19 protein-coding genes, 1 pseudogene and 1 riboswitch are annotated in these 23,277 nt (G+C 72.3%); of the genes and pseudogenes, 5 read left to right on the top strand and 15 right to left on the bottom strand.

Annotation, left to right across the window (positions count from 1 at the left end; genetic code table 11):
* Nucleotides 1-47: 47 nt before the first annotated feature.
* The gene (locus tag ACLQ2T_RS20445) at nt 48-455 is read right to left on the bottom strand and encodes a hypothetical protein (protein WP_425767946.1); all 408 of its coding nucleotides are present in this window, start codon (nt 453-455) and stop codon (nt 48-50) included.
* A 125-nt stretch (nt 456-580) separates the two neighbouring features.
* Between ACLQ2T_RS20445 and ACLQ2T_RS20440 the strand changes: the two genes are divergently transcribed.
* Nucleotides 581-3,331, top strand: coding sequence for a LuxR C-terminal-related transcriptional regulator (locus tag ACLQ2T_RS20440; RefSeq protein ID WP_425767945.1), 2,751 nt, complete (start codon nt 581-583; stop codon nt 3,329-3,331).
* A 36-nt stretch (nt 3,332-3,367) separates the two neighbouring features.
* Here the strand turns inward: ACLQ2T_RS20440 and ACLQ2T_RS20435 are convergent, their stop codons facing one another.
* Nucleotides 3,368-3,913, bottom strand: coding sequence for a DsbA family protein (locus ACLQ2T_RS20435; protein WP_425767997.1), 546 nt, complete (start codon nt 3,911-3,913; stop codon nt 3,368-3,370).
* Between the two features lie 81 nt (nt 3,914-3,994).
* The gene (locus tag ACLQ2T_RS20430; RefSeq protein WP_425767944.1) at nt 3,995-4,684 is read right to left on the bottom strand and encodes a BON domain-containing protein; all 690 of its coding nucleotides are present in this window, start codon (nt 4,682-4,684) and stop codon (nt 3,995-3,997) included.
* Between the two features lie 415 nt (nt 4,685-5,099).
* On the opposite strand from ACLQ2T_RS20430, the gene ACLQ2T_RS20425 reads away from it, so the two are divergent.
* Nucleotides 5,100-7,835, top strand: coding sequence for a cellulose binding domain-containing protein (locus tag ACLQ2T_RS20425; protein WP_425767943.1), 2,736 nt, complete (start codon nt 5,100-5,102; stop codon nt 7,833-7,835).
* Nucleotides 7,836-7,928: 93 nt separating this feature from the next.
* On the opposite strand, the gene ACLQ2T_RS20420 is transcribed toward ACLQ2T_RS20425, so the two are convergent.
* Nucleotides 7,929-8,333 carry a hypothetical protein gene (locus ACLQ2T_RS20420; protein WP_425767942.1) on the bottom strand — a complete coding sequence of 135 codons (405 nt, stop codon included), beginning with the start codon at nt 8,331-8,333 and terminating at the stop codon, nt 7,929-7,931.
* Nucleotides 8,334-8,848: 515 nt separating this feature from the next.
* Between ACLQ2T_RS20420 and ACLQ2T_RS20415 the strand changes: the two genes are divergently transcribed.
* A complete protein-coding gene (locus ACLQ2T_RS20415; RefSeq protein ID WP_111218982.1) occupies nt 8,849-9,214 on the top strand; it encodes an STAS domain-containing protein in 366 nt (121 codons plus the stop codon).
* 5 nt (nt 9,215-9,219) lie between these two features.
* On the opposite strand, the gene surE is transcribed toward ACLQ2T_RS20415, so the two are convergent.
* The 6 genes from surE to ACLQ2T_RS20385 form a co-directional block, all read right to left on the bottom strand.
* Nucleotides 9,220-10,044: a 5'/3'-nucleotidase SurE gene (gene surE / locus ACLQ2T_RS20410; RefSeq protein ID WP_425767941.1), complete on the bottom strand. Its 825-nt coding sequence runs from the start codon at nt 10,042-10,044 to the stop codon at nt 9,220-9,222.
* On the bottom strand, nt 10,041-11,021 hold the full coding sequence (locus tag ACLQ2T_RS20405) for a 1-phosphofructokinase family hexose kinase (RefSeq protein ID WP_425767940.1): 981 nt from the start codon (nt 11,019-11,021) through the stop codon (nt 10,041-10,043). Before ACLQ2T_RS20405 ends, surE begins: the two co-directional genes overlap by 4 nt.
* A 214-nt stretch (nt 11,022-11,235) precedes the next feature.
* Nucleotides 11,236-12,294 (bottom strand): coiled-coil domain-containing protein, encoded by a 1,059-nt coding sequence (locus tag ACLQ2T_RS20400; protein WP_425767939.1) that lies wholly within the window; start codon nt 12,292-12,294, stop codon nt 11,236-11,238.
* Nucleotides 12,295-12,298: 4 nt separating this feature from the next.
* Nucleotides 12,299-12,432, bottom strand: a riboswitch (cyclic di-AMP (ydaO/yuaA leader).
* 184 nt (nt 12,433-12,616) lie between these two features.
* Nucleotides 12,617-14,728 (bottom strand): HelD family protein, encoded by a 2,112-nt coding sequence (locus ACLQ2T_RS20395; RefSeq protein ID WP_425767938.1) that lies wholly within the window; start codon nt 14,726-14,728, stop codon nt 12,617-12,619.
* 97 nt (nt 14,729-14,825) lie between these two features.
* Nucleotides 14,826-15,740, bottom strand: a complete 915-nt coding sequence (locus tag ACLQ2T_RS20390; protein WP_425767937.1) for an alpha/beta fold hydrolase — start codon at nt 15,738-15,740, stop codon at nt 14,826-14,828.
* Between the two features lie 201 nt (nt 15,741-15,941).
* Entirely contained in the window at nt 15,942-16,271 is a 330-nt protein-coding gene (locus tag ACLQ2T_RS20385) for a hypothetical protein (RefSeq protein ID WP_425767936.1), read from the bottom strand.
* A 308-nt stretch (nt 16,272-16,579) separates the two neighbouring features.
* Between ACLQ2T_RS20385 and ACLQ2T_RS20380 the strand changes: the two genes are divergently transcribed.
* Together ACLQ2T_RS20380 and ACLQ2T_RS20375 are read left to right on the top strand one after the other, a co-directional pair.
* Nucleotides 16,580-17,071, top strand: a complete 492-nt coding sequence (locus ACLQ2T_RS20380) for a DUF3145 domain-containing protein (protein WP_327024631.1) — start codon at nt 16,580-16,582, stop codon at nt 17,069-17,071.
* An 88-nt stretch (nt 17,072-17,159) separates the two neighbouring features.
* Entirely contained in the window at nt 17,160-18,917 is a 1,758-nt protein-coding gene (locus ACLQ2T_RS20375) for a glycoside hydrolase family 3 protein (RefSeq protein WP_425767935.1), read from the top strand.
* 26 nt (nt 18,918-18,943) lie between these two features.
* Here ACLQ2T_RS20375 and ACLQ2T_RS20370 read toward each other — a convergent pair whose 3' ends face one another.
* The 5 genes and pseudogenes from ACLQ2T_RS20370 to ACLQ2T_RS20350 all read right to left on the bottom strand — a co-directional run.
* Entirely contained in the window at nt 18,944-19,591 is a 648-nt protein-coding gene (locus ACLQ2T_RS20370) for a lipoprotein (protein WP_425767934.1), read from the bottom strand.
* Nucleotides 19,592-19,746: 155 nt separating this feature from the next.
* Nucleotides 19,747-20,973: a beta-ketoacyl-ACP synthase II gene (gene fabF, locus ACLQ2T_RS20365; protein WP_425767933.1), complete on the bottom strand. Its 1,227-nt coding sequence runs from the start codon at nt 20,971-20,973 to the stop codon at nt 19,747-19,749.
* A gap of 2 nt (nt 20,974-20,975) precedes the next feature.
* Entirely contained in the window at nt 20,976-21,215 is a 240-nt protein-coding gene (locus ACLQ2T_RS20360; protein ID WP_013735281.1) for an acyl carrier protein, read from the bottom strand.
* A 77-nt stretch (nt 21,216-21,292) separates the two neighbouring features.
* Complete coding sequence (locus ACLQ2T_RS20355; protein ID WP_425767932.1) at nt 21,293-22,237, bottom strand: beta-ketoacyl-ACP synthase III; 945 nt, start codon at nt 22,235-22,237, stop codon at nt 21,293-21,295.
* Between the two features lie 47 nt (nt 22,238-22,284).
* Nucleotides 22,285-23,208, bottom strand: a pseudogene (locus tag ACLQ2T_RS20350) (ACP S-malonyltransferase); the annotation flags it as partial.
* Between the last annotated feature and the right edge of the window lie 69 nt (nt 23,209-23,277).

Genomic DNA, 23,277 nt, shown 5'->3' with positions numbered 1-23,277 from the left:
TGATGCCAGGCGGCCCCGACAACCGCTCGGTGCCGCCCTGCCCGCACTCAGTCCGCACGGCCGGGCGGCGGCAGTTCCCCGGTCTCGGCCAGCTGCTTGGCCTGCCACAACGCGTGCCGGACCGCCAGCCGGGGATCGTCTGCGACCAGATGCGCACCCAGCCCGGTGGGGTCGGCCACCGGTCGGGCGGCCAGCTCGGTGCGTCGCTCGTCGGGTGGGCCGCGCAGCTCGACCTGGATGGCCCCGTCCAGCCGGCGCAGCGGCTCCGGCCAGATTCCCGCCGGCAGCACCTCCTCGGGCGGCCGGGCGATGGCGATCACCTGCCAGGACCGGGTACCTCCGGGGGCCGCACCGGTTCGGCCGGGCAGCCGACGGCCCAGGGCGGTGCGCAGGGCTCGCAGGGTGGCCGTACCGAGGACGCCGAGTACCGCGAAGGCCGTTCCCACCCGTCCCACCGGCACCCCTTCCGTCGACCGATCTCCACCGTCACCGCGGTCGGGGTGAACCCGGCTCCCCCCGAAGGGGTGAACCGCCCGGGGGCGGGTAACCGCCGGCCGCAGGACCCCAGGGGAGGGGACACATGGCCGTGGGGGTGGACCGGATGGCGCAGGACCGCACAAACCTCCGGGCCGCCGTACCGGGCGCTCCACCCGTGCTGGCCTCCCGGCTGTCCCCGGCCGCCCTGCCCGAGCCGGTGGTGCTGCGACCCCGGCTGGCCCGGCTGCTGGACGAGGCCGTGGCCCGACCGGTCACCCTGCTGCGGGCCCCGGCAGGCTGGGGAAAGACGACGGTGCTGGCCTCGTGGCGGCAGGCGGTCACGCAGGCGGGTGGGGCAGGACCGGCCTGGGTCTCCGTCGAGGCCGGGGACGACGCGGACCGGCTCTGGGCGTACCTCGCGGCCGCCCTGCGCTCGATCATCGAGGTGGACCCGGCGGCGACCCCGATTCCTGATCGGCCGCCTGGGCCGGACGAGTTGGAGGTGTTGGCCGCCGCCCTGGCCGCCCGGGAACAGCCGGTGGTGCTGATCCTGGACGACCTGCACCGGGTCACCGATCCGGCGGCGGTGGCCGGGCTGGAGTTTCTGCTGCGGCACACCGACCAGCGGCTGCGTCTGGTGATGGCCGGGCGGTCCGGCCCGCCCCTGGCGGTGCAGCGACTGCGGCTGGCCGGTGAGTTGACCGAGATCGGCCGAGACGAACTGGCCTTCACCGGCGACGAGATCGCCGACCTGCTGACCGCGCACGGTGCGGCCGTACCGGCGGCGGCGGTGCGCCGCCTGCGGCAGCGGACCGAGGGCTGGCCGGCGGCGCTGCGCATCGCCGCCCTGGCCCTGCGCCAGCAGCCGGATCCGCAACGGTGGATCGACCAGCTCGGGGCCGACCAGCCGGAGATCACCGGCTACCTACGCGAGGAGGTGCTCGCCGGGCTGGCCCCGCAGGACCGTGAGCTGCTACGCCGGGCCGCGGTGGCGGACACCGTCTGCGTCGGGCTGGCCGGTGCGCTGACCGGGGACCCGGCCGTCGAGGAGCGGCTGAGCGGTCTTGCCGAGGACGCCGGGTTGCTGCACCACGACGGGGGCCGCCCGGTGTGGTACCGCTGCCATCCCCTCCTGGCCGACCTGCTGCACCGCGAGTTGGGTCGGCTGCCCGCCGAGGAACTGCGTGACCTGCACCTGCGTGCGCAGGGCTGGTACGCCGACAACGGTCGACCGGCCGAGGCCCTGCGGCACGCCCTCGCCGCGCAGGACTGGACCAACGCGGTCGACCTGTTCGTCACCCGATGGCCGGAACTCGTCCCGGCGGGCCGGGTCGACCGGTCCGGACCGCCGCCCCCGGCACCCCCGCCGGAGGCGGTGACCCGGGATCCGGAACTCGCCCTGGCCTGCGCCGTCGACCGGGCCCTGCACGGCGACCGGGAGGCGGCCGAGACCCAACTGCGGCTGGCCGCCGAGTCCGGCCGCCGACTGCCCCAGCCCCGCCGGACCCGGTTCGACCGGCTGGTCGTCGCCGCAGACCTGGCCCTGGCCCGGTTGACCGACAACCCTGCGGCGGTACGCGCAGCCGCCACCCGCCTGCTCGCCACCACCTCCCTGGCGGGGGGCGGCCCGCAGGGTCCGGTCGCCGGGGTGCCGCGTACCGGCGACAGTGCGGACGTGGCGGCGGTGGCCGGCACGGAGTTGGCTCGGCTGGCCCTGGAGGCCGGGGAGTTGACCGAGGCGGCGCAGGGGTTCGAGGGGGCGTTGTCGGCCGCCCGGGCGGCCGGCCGACTCCGTCCGGAGCTGGTCTGCGCCAGCCGTGGGGCGCTGCTGGCGGCGCTGGGCGGCAACCTGCGGGCGGCCGAGGAGACGGCCCGTGCCGCCCTGGCCCTGCCCCCCTGTCAGGGCTGGTCGGCACCGCTGGACTGCGGGTACGCGTACCTGGCCCTGGGGTTGGTGGCGCTGTACCGGGACCAGCCGGCGGAGGCGGCGGCGAACCTGACCCTGGCGGCGGCGGCCACCGGCGACCCCCTGGCCGGGGCGGTGGCGGCCTGGTGCCGCTCGCTGCTGTGCCGCGACGATGGGGACCTGGGGCAGGCGCACCGCCTGCTCGTAGCGGCCCGGGAGCGCTGGTCGCCGCGGACCGGCCCGTTGGCAGCCTGGCTGCTGGCCGCCGACCTGGATCTGCACGCCGCCCGGGGCGACCTGTCCACCGCCCGTGAGCTGGCGGTGGGTGCGATGGCGCAGTTCAGCACCCCCGGGCGGGACCTCTCGACGGCCGTGCTGGCGGTGGCGGCGGCCCGGGTGGAACTGCGGGCCGGTGACCCGCACGCCGCCGCCCGTCTGCTGCCGGACTGGGCGGCCGGGCCGGCAGCCGACTGGCCCCTGCCGGTACGCCTGGACGCCGCGCTGCTCGACGCGGTGCTGGCGGCCACCGACGGCGACCACCGCCGGGCGGGGCGCACCCTGGAACAGGCCCTCGACCTGGCCGCCCCCGACGATCACCGCCGGTCCTTCCTGCGGGCCGAACCGGGCCTGCGGGACCTGCTGGCCGCCCACCTGGACGCCGGTACGGCGCACTGGCCGATGGTCAGTGACCTGGTCCGGGCGGTGGACACCCCGGCGGAACCGACCACCTCGGGCACCTCCGTGGCGGCGCTGGACGAGCCCCTGACCGAGCGGGAGCTGACCATCCTGCGCTACCTGCAGAGCATCCTGTCCAATGTGGAGATAGCGGCCGAGCTGTCGGTGTCGGTGAACACCGTCAAGACCCACGTTCGCAACATCTACCGCAAACTCGACGCCACCCGCCGCCGCGACGCAGTCCGCCGCGCCCGCGAACTGCACCTGATCTGAAAGCCCGGTGCGGGTTCGCGGGCGCACGACGGCCGGTCAGTCGTCGGCGGCGTCGACGATGGTCAGCAGGGTGGCCAGGTCGAACTCCCCGTCGAGTCGGGTGTCGTTGACGAACAGGGTGGGGGTGGCCTCCACCCCGCTGCGGATGCCGCCGACGAAGTCGTACCGGATCCGGTCACCGCCGACCTGCCGCCCGGTCTCCGCCTCCACCTCGGCCACGGGCAGCCCGAGCTGCTCCACACCGAGCATCAGGTGTACCGGGTCCAACTCCTCCTGGTGCTCGTAGAGCCAGTCGTGCAGCTCCCAGAAGCGCCCCCGTCGCCCGGCGGCCTCGACCGCCTCGGCGGCCATCTCGGCGTACGGGTGCATGTTCGCGATGGGGAAGTGCCGGTAGACCAGGCGGACGATGTCGGACCGTTGCCGGAGCAGCTCACGCAGGTTGGCGTGCGCCTGGCCGCAGTAGGGGCACTGGTAGTCGCCGTACTCGACGATGGTCACCGGCGCGTCCATCGGCCCTCGGACGTGATCGCGTTCCGTGACGGGGGTGCGGAGCCGCGCAGTGACCTGCAATGGGGTGGTCAGCTGATCGGTCATGACTGCCAGGCTGCTACCCGGCCGGGTGAGGGCGGGTCACCCGGCCCGGGTGGTTGAGACGGTGGCGTCTCAGCGCAGCACCGGTGCCACGGCGATGTGGTTCTGCACCTCCCGGATGCCCGGCGCGGACCAGGCGACCCGCTCCACCTCGGCGCGTTCGGGCATCGAGTGCACCACGCCGCCCAGCAGCACGGTGTCGCCGTGGACCCGTACGGTCACCTGCTCGGCGACGGTGGCCCGATTACGGGCCAGGGCGTCGACGATCCGGTCGGCCAGGGTGACCCCGTCGGGACGGACCGCCGGGCGCACCATGATGCCGTTACTGACCCCCCGTACGCCGTGGAGCCGTTCGACCGACTCCTGCGCGGCCCGCCGCTGGTACTCCCATTCGACCTCGCCGTGCAGGGTGACCCAGCCCTGCGAGACCGTCAGATCCAGCTGCTCGATCGGTACGAAAGCGTGCCACTGCAAGGCGTGCTGGACCGCCCTGGCGATCTCCGAATCGGCGGGTTCCGCCCCGCTGGCCAGCCGTACGGCCACGTCGTTGGCGACCGCCCGCACCTGGGTGACCCGGTGGGCCGCACGTTCCGCCGCCCACTTCTTGGCGTAGCTGTCCACTTGGCCGGTCAGGGTCACCACCCCCTCGGCCACGCTCACCCCGATCTCATGCGGCTGCACCCGAGGCTCCCAGCCCAGCTCGTCGAGCACCGCAGCTCGAATGTCCTGATCCCTGCGCTGAATCATCGAAACACTCACCATCACCCAACTCCTTCCTACCGACCCTGCACGAGTCCTCCCGCCGCCCCCCTTTCTCCCGGTGATCAAGAGGTTTGCGTCTAAAACGCCTCGATTCCTGACGCAAACTTCTTGATCAACCCAGGCCAGCCCGGGTGGCCCGGGCAACGCGCATAGTCCGGGCCTGGGTCTGGTGGGTGAGGGGTGGGGCGGGTTCGGGGATCAGCCTGGTGGTGGGGTGGGTGAGGTGGGCTCACCCGGGTGGGAGGAAATGCGTGGGAGCGCTTCCATTGATCTCGATGGCCGGTTAGGCTGAGGCTATTCCTCGGGTGCGGGAGCCATCGCGCCGGTGCCGGAGCCAGGGCAGCTCCGACGGGTTTTCCCTGTGCGTCCAGCCTGCCCCGACACGGGTGTGGGGTGTCCCCCGAGAGGAACCCAGATGCGGAGAAGTTTCGTCAGTGCGGTGGTGGCCGCCCTGGTCGCCGTCACGGCGGTGGTGGCGTTGCCGCTTACCGCCTCCTCGGCACCGGCCGGAAAGGCCGCCACGGAGGCGTACGACTGGCGCAACGTCCGGATCGACGGCGGCGGCTTCGTACCCGGAATTATCTTCAACCCCACCGAGCGGAACCTGATCTACGCCCGGACGGACATCGGCGGGGCGTACCGTTGGAACCAGTCCACCCGGTCCTGGATCCCGTTGCTGGACTGGGTGGGCGAGGACCGCTGGGGCTGGAACGGGGTGGTCAGCCTGGCCACCGACCCGGTGCAGACCAACCGGGTGTACGCCGCCGTGGGCATGTACACCAACGACTGGGACCCGAACAACGGCGCGATCCTGCGCTCCACGGACAAGGGCGACACCTGGCAGGCGTTCGAGCTGCCGTTCAAGAACGGTGGCAACATGCCCGGCCGGGGCATGGGGGAGCGGCTGGCCGTGGACCCCAACCGCAACAGTGTCGTCTACTACGCCGCCGAGGGCGGCAACGGCCTGTGGCGCAGCACCGACCACGGCACCACCTTCGCCAAGGTGACCAGCTTCCCCAATGTCGGCAACTATGTGGCCGATCCGAACGACAGCAGCGGCTACCAGTCCCAGAACCAGGGCCTGACCTGGGTCAGCTTCGACAACTCCACCGGTACGCCGGGCTCGGTCACGCAGACCATCTACGTCGGGGTGGCCGACAAGCAGAACCCGGTCTACCGCAGCACGGACGGTGGCGGCACCTGGGAGCGGATCCCGGGGCAGCCCACCGGGTACCTCGCCCACAAGGGGGTGGTCGATCACGTCGGCGGCCACCTCTACATCGCCACCAGCGACACCGGCGGGCCGTACGACGGCGGCAAGGGTGACGTCTGGAAGTTCACCCGGTCCACCGGCACCTGGACGCAGATCAGTCCGGTGCCGTCGAGCAGCGCCGACGCCTACTTCGGCTACAGCGGCCTGACCATCGACCGGCAGAACCCGAACACCCTGATGGTGGCCACCCAGATCTCCTGGTGGCCGGACGCGATCTTCTGGCGCAGCATCGACGGGGGCGCCGCCTGGAGCCGGATCTGGGACTGGGGCAGCTATCCGCAGCGCGTCAAGAAGTACACCATGGACATCAGTTCCGTGCCGTGGCTGACCTTCGGGGCCAACCCCCAGCCGCCGGAGGAGACACCGAAGCTGGGCTGGATGAACGAGTCGGTGGAGATCGACCCGCACGACTCGGACCGGTTCATGTACGGCACCGGGGCGACCATCTACGGCAGCACCGACCTGACCCGGTGGGACACCGGCGGCACCATCACCGTCCGGCCGATGGTCGAGGGCCTGGAGGAGACCGCGGTGCTCGACCTGATCAGTCCGCCCTCGGGCGCACCCCTGGTCAGCGCGCTCGGCGACATCGGCGGCTTCCGGCACACCGACCTCGACGCCGTCCCGGCGATGATGTTCACCCAGCCGGTCTTCACCAGCACCACCAGCCTCGACTACGCCGAAGCCAACCCCTCGGTGATGGTCCGCGCCGGCGACTTCACCGACGCCGACCGGCCCAACGACAGTCATGTCGCCTTCTCCACCGACGGCGGAGCGAACTGGTTCCAGGGCAGCGAACCCGCCGGGGTCAACCGGGGTGGCACGGTCGCCGCCTCGGCCGACGGCAGCCGTTTCGTCTGGGCCCCCGGCGACGAGGGGCAGCGGGTCGTCCACTCGGTGGGCTTCGGCAACTCGTGGACCGCGTCCACCGGCATCCCGGCCAACGCCATCGTCGAATCCGACCGGGTCAACCCGAGCAGGTTCTACGGCTTCAGCGCCGGCCGGTTCTATGTGAGCACCAACGGTGGGATCAGCTTCACCGCGTCCGCCGCGACCGGGCTGCCCACCACCGGAAACGTACGGTTCAAGGCCCTGCCCGGTAAGGAGGGCGAACTGTGGCTGGCTGGGCAGGGTGGACTGTGGCGGTCCACCGATTCCGGAGCAACCTTCACCAGATCGGCCGGCGTCGGCAGCGCGGGCAACATCGGCTTCGGTCGGGCGGCCCCCGGGCAGACCTACCCTGCCCTCTACCTGTTCGGCACGGTCGACGGCCGGCACGGGGTGTACCGCTCCGACGACATCGGCGCCACCTGGGTACGCATCAACGACGACCAGCACCAGTACGGCAACGCCGGTGACGCCCTCACCGGCGACCCTCGGGTCTACGGGCGGGTCTACCTCGGCACCAACGGGCGGGGAATCCTGGTCGCGGACCGGGTCGGTGGTGATCCCACCCCGACCCCGACGAGCCCTTCCCCGGGCCCGACCAGCCCGACGCCGTCGCCTACCGGTTCGTCCCCGTCCCCGACGCCCACCAGCCCGGCCCCGTCCCCGACCACCCCGCCGCCGACGGGCGGCTGCTCGGCCACCTACCACCTGGTCGGGCAGTGGCCGGGGGGTTTCCAGGGCGAGTTGGTGGTGCGCAATGCCGGCCCGGCGCCGATCAGCGGCTGGACCCTGAGCTGGACCTTCCCGAGTGGGCAGCGGATCAGCCAGGTCTGGGGTGGCAGCCACACCCAGACCGGGGCGACCGTGTCGCTGCGTGACGCCGGTTACAACGGCGCGCTGGCCCCCGGCGCCACCGCCACCGCCGGTTTCCTGGCCGGCACCACCGGGACCAACGATCCACCGATGACCATCACCTGCACCACTCGCTGACCGTCCACACCCGGTCAGCGCAGCGGGCCCCGTCCGACCGAATCGGTCGGACGGGGCCCGTCACCATGACGCGGGCTGGAGGTGCGGCCCCGGTCAGCGGTCGGTGGTGGCGGGGGAGTCCGGGCGCTCGACATCGACGAACTCGATGTCGTCGACGGATCGGTCCTGGCTGCCGGCGGCCCGGGCGGCGGTCCCGGCGGCCCAGCCGAGGGCCGCGCCGACCAGGGCCGCGCCGATCAGCAAGGTCCACGGCAGGGCGGGGCTGCGACCGGCCAGGGCGTCGAAGGCCCGGGTGGCCCGACGGCGGGCCTCATCGGCGGCCGAACCCACCAGGTCCCCGGCGTCGTCGGCCAGTCCAAGCGAGGTGTGCCGGGCGGAGCGGGTGGTGTCGCGGATCGTGTCACCCGCGGTGTTCATCGCCGACACGAGGTGGTGCCACGCGTCATCCGCGATCCGCTCCGGCTTGCTGCGGCGGTCCAGCAGGTTGGTTCCGAACATGTGGTTTCCTCCTCGACGGTGCCGAGGAGAGTGCCCGCATGAGACCTCCTCGGCGGCTTGCCCGGCGTGCGGCGGGGTGCGCCTTCGGAGGCTGTGCCCCATCCGCTATCGGCGCAAACCACGACGAGACGATCCTCAGGTCTCCCTACCTCCCGGACCCCGCCGAGGGACGCCGAAACGGTCAATCGTGATGCTAGGCACATCGAGCCCCTGGTCGCAGGCCTGCTACCAGGGGTGTCGGCCCTCGGGGCGGCGCCTCGGCGCGCCGGATATCGAAACCGCTGGCGTCGGCCCGCTACGCTGGTTCGGCGGCGTGGGCTGGCGCGCGAAGCGGACTGGCGGCCAGCGCGTCGAGTGATAGGACATGAAAATTCCGGACAAGGGGGACGCTAAGTGCTCCTGTCCGCGAATTGCTCATCCCGAGGGGTGGCGACCGAGGCCGTTGGAGGAATACTCTCGGTCGCGGCCCGCGTACTGATGAGGCGCCCGTCGTACGGGCGAGTGGAGGTGCTCGCGTGAGCCTGTCGATCCTTCAGACGGTTCGGCCCGGTGGTGTCATCGAGATCGCCCCCCGAGGGGAGATCGACGTCGACACCGCGTACGAGGTGAAAGAGGCCATTGCCGAGGTGCTGGCCAAGGGGCGGCCGGCCCGGATCGAGCTCAACATGCGGCTGGTCACCTTCATCGACTCGGTGGGCATCAGTGCGATGGTCGCCGGATTCCAGACCGCCGAGGTCAGCGGTGTGAAGTTGGTCGTCACCGAGCCGAGCCGGTTCGTGCACCGGCAACTCTGGGTGACCGGCCTGCTCGGCCTGTTCGGTGCCCCCGAGCCGTACTACGCGGGGGCCGCCGCGACACCCGAGGTTCTACCGGGGGCCTGAGGCCCTCAGTCGGGGTCCAGGCCGGACAGATCAATATCGGTCGCCTCGGTGAGGGCCCGGATGGCCGTCACCGAGGCGTAACCCTCGGCGAGCAGGGCCAGGTCGGTACCGGGCTGCACCGCCTGACCGGGCTGCTCCAGCGAGGTACGCACGAATCCCTGACCGGATTCGGCGACCGTCATCTGCACCTGACCGAAGGTGGCCAGGGTGCCCCGGCGTATCCCCCGGAGCCGCCCGAAGGGCAGATCCGGCGCGTTGACATTGAGCACGCTCGCCACCGGCCCGGTGAGCAGCCGAGGCAGCAGGTCCAGGGCTACCCGGGCGGCCGTGTCCCAGTGCCGGTCGGCATCGCGTACCCGGGCGGCTGCGGCCACCGCCGCACCGCCGCTGGCTGCGGTCGCCTCACCGGCGGACAGCACGTCCAGTGACACCGCCATCGCCGGGCAGCCGTTGGCCACCGCGGTGAAGGCCGCTCCCACCGTGCCCGAGTGCAGCACCGCCCGGCCGGCGTTGGCGCCCCGATTGATTCCGGACAGCAGCACCTGCGGGGGCGGCCCGAAGGCACCGTGCACGGCGATCAGGGCGATGAACCCGGGAGAACCTCCCACCGCGAACGCCGGGGTGGTGTCCAACTCCGGCAGGGGGTGTTCATGGACCACCACCCTGCCCTCCTCCTCCACCGCCCTCATCGCGGCGCTGGTGCCGCTGGCCTCCTCGAAGGGCGCGGCCACCACCACCTCCAAGCCCCGGGCGACCGCTGCTCGGGCCAGCGAGTGGAGGCCGGGGGCGGCGATCCCGTCGTCATTGGTAATCAGTACCCGCAGGGTCATCGGCCGCCCGCCCGGTGGGCCCACTCGTCCGGGGTGGTGCGGAACTGCGGCCGGTTGCCCGCTGGCACCAACTCGACCCGGTCGACCAGGCCGGTGATCGAATCCAGTCGTCCGGTGCCCAGCCCGTGCCGGGTGACGTTCAGCGCGCCGGCCGCCGCCCCGGTGCGGATCGCGGTTCGGATGTCGCCGCCCCGGGCCACCACGGCCGCCACTCCGGCGGTCATCGAGTCCCCCGCGCCACGGGGGTCGGCCGCCTCCAACCGGGGCATCCGCACCTCGAACACCTCGCCGTCGAGCAGGGTCAGGGCCGGTTTGTCGGCCCGGCTGACCAGCACGTTCTCCGCCCCGGCGGTGTGCAGGTCGTACAGGGCGGTGACGAGCTGATCCTGATCGTCACCGGCGGCCCGCCCGTCCGCGATCAGCTCCTCGTGGCTGACCTTGAGGAAGAACACCCCGCTGTCCAGGACGGCCGTCAGGTGTTCACCGCTGAGGTCGACCACCACCGGGCTGCCGTTGGCGCACAGATCGGCGGCGAAGCGGCGGTACAGGTCGGGGGGTACCAGGCTGGGGTGGTTGGGGCCGCTCAACACGCACACCGCCGCCCGCAGTCCCTCGCTGAGGGCCAGGTTGTACAGCTCGTCCAACTCGTGGCGGCTCAACGGCTGACCGGGCACGTCGATGATCTCCCGCCGGCTGCCCTCCCGGCGGTCGTGCACGTACGCCCCGCTGCCGCCGGAGTCGCGGGCCACGACCTTGAGGTTCACTCCCTCGCTGACCAGCAAGGGCTCCAGCACCTGCCCGATCTCGCCGCCCAGGGTGGTGCAGAGCACCACCTCGACCCCGAGGGACAGCACCATCCGGGCCTGCCAGACCCCCTGCCCGCCGGGGTGCAGATGCAGCTCCGGGGTGCCGTTGGGCTGGTCGACGGTGACGGTCAGCAGCGGCGTGGGCGCGAAGACCATGACGTGCCCGGTCACCGGAGCCACCCGCAGTTGCCGGGCCGGGTGAACCGGATGGTGGATTGCCTCATGCGCTGCCCCCTCGTGGCGAAATGTCCACTTCACCCCCGACGGTAACCATGGTGACGGATTCCCGCGCGGCGACGGGCGGGGGACAGGGATCTTCGAGCGGCCAGGGCGGACACGACGACGCCGGGTGGGGATGCCCACCCGGCGTCGTGGCGAGGATCGGTCAGTACACCGACAGGTGTACGTGGTTGGTGTGGTCGCTGGACGGATCGCCCCGCGCGCCGCTGTAGGTCTTCCAGCCGCTGCTGGGCAGCCAGATCTGCTTGTACCAGATCACGTAGAGCACGGCGAGCCGGTCGGCGTTGTTGACGAAGTAGGCCGCCAGGTTGTTGCCGTAGGTCCGGTCGCCGCCGGTGGCGGCCCCACCGAAGCCGTTCTTCTGCGCCGCGAAGTCGCAGGCCCGGCCCTTGGGGTGCTCGCCGGAGCCACCCGAGCGGTAGCAGGAGACGTACCGGGTGAACCCGGCCGACTTGGCCTGCTTGAGGGCGTGCAGCGTACGCGGGGTGATGCAGCCGTTGGCCGGGGTGGGGTCGTTGACACTGCACGACTCCGCCGGCCACGAGCCGTTCGCGTTGCGGGGTGCGGGGGCGGCCCTGGGGCTGGATCCGCCGGCCCGGGTCGGGGCCCGCTCGGCCCGCTGGGCGGCCTCGGCCCGTTCGTTGGCCACGGTCAGGGCCTGCTCGGCCTGATCCTTGCGCTTGGCCATCACCGCGACCTGCTTGCGCTGCTCCTGGACCTCCCGGTCCAGCGCCTGCTTGGTCCGGCTGACCTCGTCGCGGGTGGCCCGCAGCTCACCCAGGGCGCGTTCCTCGTTGGCGGCCACCGCGTCCAGCGCCGCCGCCCGGTCCATGAAGCCGGCCGGGGAGGCGCTGTTGAGCAGGGCCGACGCCGCGCTGAGCCGACCGGATCGGTACGCCTGGGCGGCGATCTCGGCTACCTTGCTGCCGCGTTCGGCGAGCTGGCTCTCGGTGGTGGTGAGCTGGCCGGCCAGCTGCTTCTGGCGCTTGACCGAACGGTCCAGGGCGGCCTTGGCGTCGAGGTACCCCTTGCTGGCCGCCTCCAACTGGGCCCGCAGCGCCGGGGTGCCGCCTTCGTCACCGACATCGCCGGGTGCCGCCGCGGCGGGAGCGGGAACCAGCGCTGCACCCACAGCGAGGGCGAGCGCCGCGCAGATCAGGGCCGCCGTGCGGGCGGCCGGTCTCACGGTTGCCACTGTTGGCATGCACATGTCCTTCCGTCAGCCGCCGACCGGGTTAGCTGACGGGTTCGGGACGGAAGATCCCTACCGCGCGTGCGCGGATGCACCCCAGGAACATGGTTCCCCGGCTCGCCCTGGCGGGCGATTGAGCGGCGGCCGCCGCCGGCACCGGTGGGTGCCGCCTGGCGGAGGCCGGAGCCGAGCCTACCGGGACTGCCGTGACCCGTGCAGCCGGTGTGACTCGTGGTGTTCGTCTGCTCACCATAGAATCAGACATAAGTGTTGAGTACGCCGTTTTGGTGACACCAGTCACCGCGGTATCCGTACCGAGCGTGTCCGGGCAGGTTCAACCGATGTCGACGGTGGTCAGCCGTTGGGTGGCTCGGGACAGCGCGACGTAGAGCGTACGGACCCCGGAGTCCGGCACCGCCCGGACCTCGCTCGGGGCGACCAGCACCACCCCGTCGTACTCCATGCCCTTGGCCTCCAGGCTCGTCACCACCTGGAGACGATCGCCGCCCAGGCCGCCGAGCCAGCCCGCCACCTCCTCCCGCCGGGGCACCGGAGTGATCACCCCGACGGTGCCCTCGACCTCGTCCAGCAGGGTGCGCGCGGCCGAGACCACCCGGCTGGCCAGCTCGGCCGCCGGAACCAGCAGTCGAATCGGCTCCACCCCGGTGGAGCGGACCGCCGTGGGCAGCGGAAGGTCCGGGTACACCCGGCGGATCTCCTCGGCCGCCACCGCGAAGATCTCCGCCGAGTTGCGGTAGTTCGTGGTCAGGGTGAACAGGTGGCGCGGGCGCCGTCCCAGGGCCTTGTCCCGGGCGCGGGTCAACTCCTGGGGATCTCCCGTCCACGCGGTCTGCGCCGGATCGCCCACCACCGTCCAGGAGGCCAGCCGACCCCGCCGGCCGATCATCCGCCACTGCATCGGCGAGACGTCCTGCGCCTCGTCGACCACCACATGGGCGTAGTCCCGGTAGTCCTCCGGGCGCTCGCGGGCGGCCTGCCGGGCGGCTCGCTGCCGATCGGCGAGGGTGCTCAACTCCCGGACCCCGCCGGCCAACTGGAAGGGGTCCCGCTTGGCCCGGGCCGGGCGCATCGGCTTACCGAGCAGGGTGTCGAGCTCGTCCAGCAGGGCGGCGTCGGCGACCGTCGGACCCTCGGTGGCCAGCCCCTGGTACGCCTCGGCCAGCAGCCGGATCTCGGTGCCGGACAGGATGCCCCCGGCGTACCGACGCAGCCGCTCGTGGTCGGCCAGCCAGCCGAGTACGTGCCGGGGATGCAGCCGGGGCCACCAGGCCTTGAGGAACTCCCGGAAGTCGGCGCGGTCGATCAGTTCGTCCTCGAAGGCGCGCTGCTCGGGCAGCCCGCCGATGCCCAGTCGACGGGCCTGCGCCCAGAGCGCGGCCAGTACCCCGTCGAAGCCGGCCCGGCGGACCTCGTTGCGTCGGGCGCCGCGCGGCAACGCCCGGTTCCAGATCGCGTTCAGCTCCGCCCGGTCCAGTTGCAGCAACTGTCCCCGGTACAGCAGTCGCAACTGGGTGGGGGTGCCCGGAGCGGGGTCCCGGACGGCCCGTTCCAGGACCCGCCGCATCCGCAACGATCCCTTGATCGTGGCCACCCGGGGCGGGTCGGTGCGGGTGGCGGTCACCCCGGGGAAGAGACTGCCCAGGGAGTGCAGGGTGGCCGCGTCCTCGCCCAACGACGGCAGCACCGAGGCGATGTAGGAGACGAAGACCGAGGAGGGGCCGAGGACCAGGATGCCGCCCCCGGCGTACCGGCTGCGGTCGGCGTAGAGCAGGTACGCGGCACGGTGCAGGGCCACCGCGGTCTTGCCGGTACCCGGGCCACCGGAGACCAGGGTGATCCCGGAAGCGGGGGAGCGGATCGCCTCGTCCTGCTCCCGTTGGATGGTCGCGACGATGTCGCGCATCCCTCGACCGGTGGTACGGGACAGGGTGGCCAGCAGGGCCCCGTCGCCCACCACCGGCATCTCCGCCGGGGCGGCGTCCGGGTCGAGCAGATCGTCCTCGATCCGGGTGACCCGTTCCCCGCTGGATTGGATGGTCCGACGCCGCACCACCCCGAGGGGTTCGGCCGGTGTCGCCTGGTAGAAGGCGGCGGCGGCCGGGGCGCGCCAGTCGACCACCAGGGTGCTGGCGTCCTCGTCGCGGATGCCGAGCCGCCCGACGTAGAGCACCTGCCCGTCCCGCAGGTCCAGCCGACCGAAGACCAGCCCCTCGTACTCCGCGTCGAGCAGGTGACGTCGCTGCGCGGCGTGGAAGACCATCGCGTCGCGTTCCACCAGGGCACCGAAGTTGCCGACCCGGGCCAGCCGGTAGCCGTCCCGCTCCGCGATGACGGCCGCGCGTCGCAGCTCGGCCAGTCGTGCGTACACCCGGTCGAGATGCCGTTGCTCGACGGCGATCTCCTGATCCAGGGTGCTCTGATCCACCGCTCGTGCTCCTCGTCCCGCCGCCCGGCCAACCGCACGAGATTACGCCCCACCCTCGACGGGCAGGGAAGGCACCTTCTCGGGCAGGGGACCTTTGTCAACAATCCGGGACGGAACTGGCGTCCAGGACCCGACGCAGTACGCCGGACAGGGCGTCGTTCACCTCCTTGGGGCGTTCCATCATCAGCATGTGGCCGGCTCCCGGGCACACCACCAGTTCGGTGGCCGACAGGGCCTCGGCGATCGACTCCGCGCAGGGCGGTGGGGTCAGCCGGTCCTTGTCCCCGACCAGGGCGGCGGCCGGCAGGTGCGTCAACGCGGCCAGGGTCTCCAGCCGGTGCTGGTCACCGATCGAGGCCCGGAACCCGCCGATCGAGCGCAGCGAGGCACGGGCCACCGCCGAGGTGACCAGGCGGATGTCCGACGGATCACAGCGCTCCCCGAAGAGCATCCAGCGGATGCTGGGCTGCAGGGCACGCAGCAGTGGGCGGGGCGGACGCCAGGAGCCGCAGCGGGCCAACACCCCCGCCCCGGCGGTCTCCGCCAACCGGATGATCCGGGTGATCCGGGGCGACAGGCCGTAGACGGTGTGGGTGTGCCCCTCGGCGGTGGTGGAGACGAAGACCAGACCGGCGATCTGTCCCGCGAAGTGCTCGGGATGCCGGTGGGCGTACTCCATGATCGTCATGCCGCCCATCGAGTGGCCGACGAGCATCACCGGACCGGTGGGTGCCACCGTGTCCAGCACCGCCGCCAGGTCGTCGCCGAGCTGGGCCAGGGTGGCCGTGGGCAGGGCCATGCAACTGGACCTGCCGTGCCCGCGGGCGTCATAGGTGACCACCCGCACCGAGGGGTACGTCTCCCGCAGGGCCGCCACCTGTCGGTGCCAGCTCCGCCCGTCCAGGGTCCAGCCGTGCACCAGCACCACGGTGACCTCGGCCTCCGCCGGTCCGCTGACTTCCACGTGCAGGCGTACGTCGTCGGTAGTTCGTACCTCGACCCGTTCTGGCATCGCCACCTCCCCCAAGGCGCCGCGTGGCTGCGTGACACCGGGGATACCCGGTGGTAACACCGGCTACCCGCCATGACACCACGCCAACCACGATGCTGAGAAGGTTCCGATCGGTCGAGGGCTCGGCGACCTGGACCCCGGAGACGACGAAACGCCCGCCGGCGGACCGGACGGGCGTTTCGTGGTGGTACGGGAGAGGGCTCAGCCCTCGAAGACACCGGCCTCGACCAGGCGCTTCTCGGCGGCGTCCCAGCCGTCACCCGGGTGGGTGGCGTTGAGGCTGTTGATCTCCGCCCGGATCTTGGCGGCGTGCCCGGCGGCGGCCAGCACCCGGATCTCCTCGACGAAGGCCTCGGAGTCGGTGCGCAGGTGCACGGTCTTGCCGTTGGTCAGGTTCCGCACGTAGGCGTGCTTGCCGCCGTTGAGCGGGATCAGGTACTTGAACTCGCCCAGCACGCTGAGGGCGCCACCCTGGCCAGCCTGGCCGGCCCGGACTGACGCGCGCGCGGTCTTAGAGGTGTTGCTCGCCACGGAGGTACTCCTTGCAAGACGTACGGAGGACGGAACGTCCGGGGGCTGTTGCGGGGGGCACCGATGGGTGACCCACGAGAGGCTTACGCGGCACAGGCCGCCGATGGAACTGTACACGACCCGCGATCCCGGCTGGTCATCGCGGCTTCACGAGATGGAACGACTGGCCCCGGTTCGAGTATTCCGACCGGCGGATTTGCCGATTCCCTGGCGCACCATCCGTCACACCAGTCATCATGTGTGCAACAAGCACCCGGATTCGGGCGAGGTCGTAGGGGAAGACGCACCTCGCTCTCCGGGAGGTCACCGTGCCAACGCGTGGCGTCGTATACGTCCATTCGACCCCGCTCGCCGTGTGCTCACACGTCGAGTGGGCGATCGCGCGCGTCCTTGCCGCGCCGGTCAACCTGCAATGGACGGCCCAGCCCGTCGACCCCGGCGCCCGCCGAGCCGAATGCGGCTGGTCCGGTCGCCCCGGAACGGGCGCCGAGCTGGCTGCTGCCCTCCGGCAGTGGCCCATGATCCGTTTCGAGGTCACCGAGGAACCCAGTCCGGGTGCCGACGGTGAACGCTTCATGCACGTCCCCGGTCGGGGCCTGTTCCGGGCCACCGTGGGCGCGGCCGGTGACATTCAACTCGGCGAGGACCGGCTGCGCAGCATCATGGCCTCCGCCCGGGGACCCGAGGCCCTGGCGCACGCCCTGGACCGAGCGCTCGGCACCGCCTGGGACGCCGAACTGGAGCCGTATCGCTACGCGGGAGACGGTGCCCCGGTGACCCTGCTCACCCGGGTCGGCTGAGCCTGGCCCCGACCGCCGACGGTGCTGGAGTCCGCCGGCGGTCGGTCCTGGCCAGGCCGAGTTGCCCGGTCCCCGGTCACCTGGTGGGATGGGCCGCGTGTCGACTACCCCTCGGCGTGTCGTCGCCGTGCTCCTCGCGGTGACCATGCTGTTCGCCGCCGGCTGCTCGAACCCCGGGCAGGGCCCCGGCACGGCCGCCCCCACCGACTCGACCGAACCGGCGCCCTCGTCCGCGTCGAGCGGGCCGGCGCCGTCGGCGAGCCCGGCCCCGGGGGACCCGGCGGGCCGGGCCGCCGCCCTGGTAGCCGAACTCACCGACGAGGACCTGGTCGGTCAGGTGCTCATGCCCTACGCGTACGGCGATCGGGCCACCAAGGTGTCGGCCGGATCGGCGGCCGGCAACCGGGCTCTGGCCGGGGTGGACACCCCGGCCGAGATGATCGAGAAGTACCGGCTGGGCGGGCTGATCCTGGTCGGCTTCAGCGCGGACGATCCCACCCAGGGCAACCAGCCGACCACCAACGTCGACAATCCCGAGCAGGTCCGGGAGTTGACCACCGGGCTGCGCGAGGCCGCCGGCAGGCTGGCCGCCGCCCCGGCACCCCTGCTGATCGGCACCGACCAGGAGTACGGGGTGGTCACCCGGGTCACCGAGGGGGTGACCATGCTGCCCAGCGCCCTGGCCGCCGGGGCCGCCGGTGATCCCGCCCTGACCGAGGCGGCCTGGCGGGCCGCCGGCACCGAACTGGCGGCGATGGGGATCAATGTCGACTTCGCGCCGGTCGCCGACGTGCTGGTCACCCGCAGCGCGGTGATCGGATCCCGGTCCTTCGGCGCGGACCCGCAACGGGCGGCGGCGCAGGTCGGCGGGGCGGTACGCGGACTACAGGCGGCCGGGGTGGCGGCCACCGTCAAGCACTTCCCGGGGCACGGGCACAGCGCCGAGGACTCCCACCGGGACCTGCCCGTCCTGAGCCAGTCCCGGAAGAAGTTGGCGGCGCAGGCGTGGCCCCCCTTCACCGCCGGCATCGAGGCCGGCGCGTTGGCCGTGATGTCCGCCCACCTCGACGTCCGCTCCGTGGACCCCGGGGTGCCGGCCACCTTCTCGTACAAGCTGCTCACCGAGGTGCTGCGCGGGGAACTCGGCTTCCAGGGGGTGGTGATCACCGACGGCATGAACATGCCCCCGGCGCGCCGCTGGGGGCCGGGGGAGGCCGCGGTACGCGCCCTGAAGGCCGGCAACGACCTGATCCTCATGCCACCGAATGTGAGCCAGGCCTACGAGGGGCTGCTGGCGGCCCTGCGGGACGGCTCGCTGCCCCGGGCCCGACTGGTCGAGGCCGTCACCCGGGTGTTGACCATGAAGTTCACCCTGTCCGGTGCGCCGGCACCGGAGCTGTCCGCCCTGGCCACCCCGGAGCACCGGGCGGCGGCACGGGCCTTGGCCGCCGCCGCGGTGACCGTACTGCGCGGCCGGTGCGACCAGGCCGCGATACCCGGACCGGTCACGGTGACCTCCTCCGACGGCCGGGCGCACACCCGGGCCACCCTGACCAAGGCGTTGACGGAGGCCGGAGTGCCGGTGGTGCCCAGCGGCGGCACCGTCGTCCACCTGGTCGGGTACGGCGACCGAGCCGGGGATCTGCGGGCCGACGCGGCGGTCACGGTCGCCATGGACACCCCGTACGTGCTCGGTCAGGCGAAGTCACCGACCCTGCTGGCCACCTACTCGTCGAGCCGGGCCGCGATGGAGGCCCTGGCCGAGGTGCTCGCCGGCAAGGCCCGACCCCAGGGGCGATCCCCGGTCAAGGTCTCCGGACTGCCCGCCACCACCTGCGCCAGTTGACGCCACCGTCAGGTCGGGCGCTGCGGTCAGGGCGTTGCGGTCAGCGTGCCGCGGGCCAGCCGGTACGCGGGCAGCAGGTCGAGCGGGTCACCGAAGCTGGTGCTGCTGGCCTCCAGCAGCACCGTCGCCTCGCCGACCCGGACCGCCAGCGCCCACTCCCGGATGTCCTCGTCGAGCAACTCCCGATGGCTCAACCAACTCGCCTCGACCACGTCGAGGTCGCCGACGCGGGTCTGGCGGTACTGCGGATCGGTCGCCTTCCCCTCGGCGGCGACGAACGCCTCCAGCGTCTGCCGGGCCGGGGCGTCCGCGTCGTCGGCCGTCCACACCCGCAGGAAGCCCGACGCGACAGCGCGGCCGTCCACCTCGCAGCGCGCGGTCGTGCCGCCGCGTCGGGTCAACGCCTCGGCCACGGCGGCGGCCACCTCGTCGTCGGGGTCGGCGGTCTTGATCTCTTCTGCCCGCCACCCGTCGGCCAGCTCGAACGTCACCGGCAGCGGACAGGGCGCACCGGCGCCGACCGTCCCGTTCGCCGTGGCTGAGGTCACCTCGTCATGCCATGGCGCACCCGTCGCGCCGCCGCCGGGCTGCTCGCCGGTGTCGGGCTGCTCGCCGCCGCAGCCGGCGAGCAGCCCGATGGCCAACGCCGCCAACGCGAACCGGGATCGTCCCACGATGCCCACTCCTCGCTGTTGATCTATCGAAGCGCTCAGCAAAGCGAAAGCGCCGATCGCCGTCAAATCCGCCAGCGCCTGCGACCGCCGGGGTGGGCCAACACGAAACCCCTGCCGTCGCCATGACAGCGACGGCAGGGGTGACGGTCGGAGGGTCAGACGCGGGTGAAGATCAGCGCCACGTTGTGACCGCCGAAGCCGAACGAGTTGTTCAGCGCCGCTTCGATCGACATCTCGCGGGCCTTGTTGGTGACCACGTCGAGGTCCAGACCGTCGTCCGGGTCGTCCAGGTTGATCGTCGGGGGCACCAGGCCGTCCCGGATCGCCAGGACCGTGGCGATCGACTCCAGGGCGCCGGCGGCACCGAGCAGGTGCCCGGACATGGACTTGGTCGCGGTCAGCACCGGGTGGTCGCCCAGCGCCTGGTGCAGTGCCTTGATCTCGGCCAGGTCGCCCACCGGGGTCGAGGTGGCGTGCGCGTTGACGTGCCTGATGTCCGACTTGGCGACGTCCGCGTCGATGATCGCCTTCTCGATGGCCCGGATCGCTCCGGCACCCTCGGGGTGCGGCTGCACGATGTCGTAACCGTCCGAGGTGATGCCGGAACCGGCCAGCCGGGCGTACACCCGGGCACCCCGGGCGGCGGCATGTTCGGCGCGTTCCAGCACCACGATGCCGGCGCCCTCACCGAGGACGAACCCGTCCCGACCCTTGTCCCACGGCCGGGAGGCCCGCTGCGGCTCGTCGTTGCGGGTGGACATGGCCCGCATCGAGGCGAAACCGGCGATCGGCAGGGGGTGGATCACCGCCTCGGTGCCACCGGCCACCACCACGTCGGCGCGGCCGGCCCGGATCATGTCCAGACCCAGCGCGATCGCCTCCGCGCCGGTGGCACAGGCACTGGCCACCGAGTGCACCCCCGCCTGGGCCCCGAGCTCCAGCCCCACCCAGGCGGCCGGGCCGTTGGGCATCAGCATGGGCACGGTGTGCGGGGAGACCTTGCGCGGGCCGGAGGCCTCCAGGATGTCGTCCTGGGCCAGCAGGGTGACCGCCCCACCGATGCCGGAGCCGATGCTGACCCCCACCCGTTCCGGGTCGGGCGCGGCGTCGGCCAGGCCGGCGTCGGCCCAGGCCTGATGGGCGGCGATCAGGGCGATCGCCTCGGAACGGTCCAGCCGACGCAGTTTCACCCGGTCCAGCACGGTGGCCGGATCGACCGCCAGTTGGGCGGCGATCCGGACCGGCAACTGCTCGGCCCACTCCTGGGTGAGGGCACTCACCCCGGAGTGGCCGTTGAGCATGGCGTCCCAGGTCGACGCGACGTCCCCGCCCAGCGGGGTGGTCGCGCCTAGCCCGGTGACGACGACGTCGGAACGACTCATGATCAGGACTGCGCCTCGATGTAGCTGACGGCGTCCCCGACCGTCTTGAGGTTCTGCACCTCGTTGTCCGGAATCTTGACGCCGAACTTCTCCTCGGCGGCGACCACGACCTCCACCATGGAGAGCGAGTCGACGTCGAGGTCGTCAGTGAAGGACTTCCCCTCGGCCACGTCGTCCGGGCTCACCCCGGCAACCTCTTCGAGGATCTCGGCGAGGCCGGCGGTGATCTCGTCACGGGTCATTGCGGTGGGTTCCTCTCATCGGGTTCTGTCGGCGGCGACGCCGCCTAGCTCCTCGGCGACGACGCGCCGAGGTGGTATCAGGGGCAGCGGACGACCTGACCGGCGTAGGTCAGACCGCCGCCGAAGCCGAACAACAGCACCGGCGCGCCGGAGGGCACCTCACGGCGCTCGACCAGCTTGGACAGGGCCAGCGGGATGCTGGCCGCCGAGGTGTTGCCGGACTCGACGAGATCCTTGGCGATGATCGCCTGCGGGATGTTCAACCGCTTGGCGATGCCGTCGATGATCCGGGTGTTGGCCTGGTGGGGCACGAAAGCGGCCAGCTCCGAGGGGTCGACCCCGGCCCGCTCGCAGGCCTGTAGGGCCAGCGGAGCCAACGCCGTGGTGGCCCAGCGGAACACCATCTGGCCCTCCTGGGCGACGTACGGGCGCCAGCCCTCGATGCGTACCGCCTCACCGCGCTCGGGCACCGAACCCCAGACCACCGGGCCCACTCCCGGTGCCTCGCCCTCCGCGGTGGCGGTGACCACGGCGGCGCCCGCACCGTCACCGAAGATGATGCAGGTGGAACGGTCCGTCCAGTCGGTGAACTCGGAGAGCTTCTCGGCGCCGATCACGATGGCGTTGCGGCTGGCACCGGCCCGGATCGCATGATCGACCGTGCCGAGGGCGTACGCGAAACCGGAGCAGGCGGTGTTGACGTCGAAGGCCCCTGGGGCCTGGATGCCCAGCTTGGCGGCGACCCGGCAGGCCACGTTCGGGCTGCGGTCGACCGAGGTGCAGGTGGCGACCACGACCAGATCGATGTCGGCGGCGGTCAGGCCGGAGTTCGCCAGGGCCTTGCCGGCGGCGGCGGCGGCCATGTCGGCGACCGTCTCGTCACCGGCGATGCGCCGACTGACGATGCCGACCCGGTCGCGGATCCACTCGTCGTTGGTCTCCACCAGTTGGGCGATGTCGTGGTTGGTCACCACCTGGGACGGCTGGTAGTGGCCCAGTGAGATGATCCTGCTGCCGCTCATGCCGAGACCTCCCTGTGGTCGGTCTCGTCGCGAGACCCGTTCTGGCTGGCGGTCGTGCCGTGCCGGGCGATCAGGTCCCGGGCGGCGGGCAGGTCGTCCGGGGTGTTCAGGGTGACGATCTCCGGGACGCCGGTGCCCTTGAGTTCCCGCTTCACCATGCCGGCGAGGGTGCCGGCGGGGGGCAGCTCGATCACCGCGGTCACCCCGAGGTCGGCGAGGGTGGCCATGCACAGGTCCCAGCGCACCGGGGCGGTGACCTGACGGACCAGCCGTTGCAGGACCTCGCGGCCGTCGCGGACCGGACCGCCGTCGAGGTTGGACAACAGGATCCGGGTCGGGTCGTTCGGGGTGATCTCCTCCGCCACCGAGGTCAGTGCGGCCTCCGCCGGTGCCATGAACGGGGTGTGGAAGGCGCCGGCCACCTTGAGCCGGATGATCCGGGCCCGGGCCGGCGGCTCGGCGGCCAGCTTGTCCAATCCGGCGACCGAACCGGCGGCCACGATCTGGCCGGCGCCGTTGCGGTTGGCGGGGTACAGGCCGTGTCCGTCGATCGCGGCGATCACCTCGTCCGGGTCGCCACCGACCACGGCGGCCATCCCGGTCGGCTCCAGCGCGCAGGCCGCGGCCATCTCCCGGCCGCGTACCCCCGCCAGGGTGATCGCCGCCTGGGTCGGCAGGGTGCCGGCCAACGCGGCGGCGGCGAGTTCCCCGACGCTGTGCCCGGCGGTCAGGGCCACCTCCGACAGCGGCAGGTGCTCGGCGGCCAGCAGCGCGGCGGCCACCAGCAGCGGCTGGGTGCGGGCGGTGTCGAGGATCTCGTCGGCATCGGCCTCGGTGCCCAGCCGAACCAGATCCACCCCGGCCAGTGTCGACCACTCCCGCAGCCGGGCCTCGGCGCCGGGCAGGTCGATCCAGGGGGTGAGGAAGCCGGGTTTCTGAGAACCCTGGCCGGGGCAGAGTACGGCTAGCACGTGTATGACTCTCCCGGATCGCCACTCGTTACGCTGTGTCGACTGACACCAAACCGCACTAGGACCTTT

The sequence above is a fragment of the Micromonospora sp. DT229 genome (assembly GCF_049844505.1).
Lineage (GTDB): Bacteria > Actinomycetota > Actinomycetes > Mycobacteriales > Micromonosporaceae > Micromonospora.
This window is presented reverse-complemented; position numbering and strand designations above follow the sequence as displayed.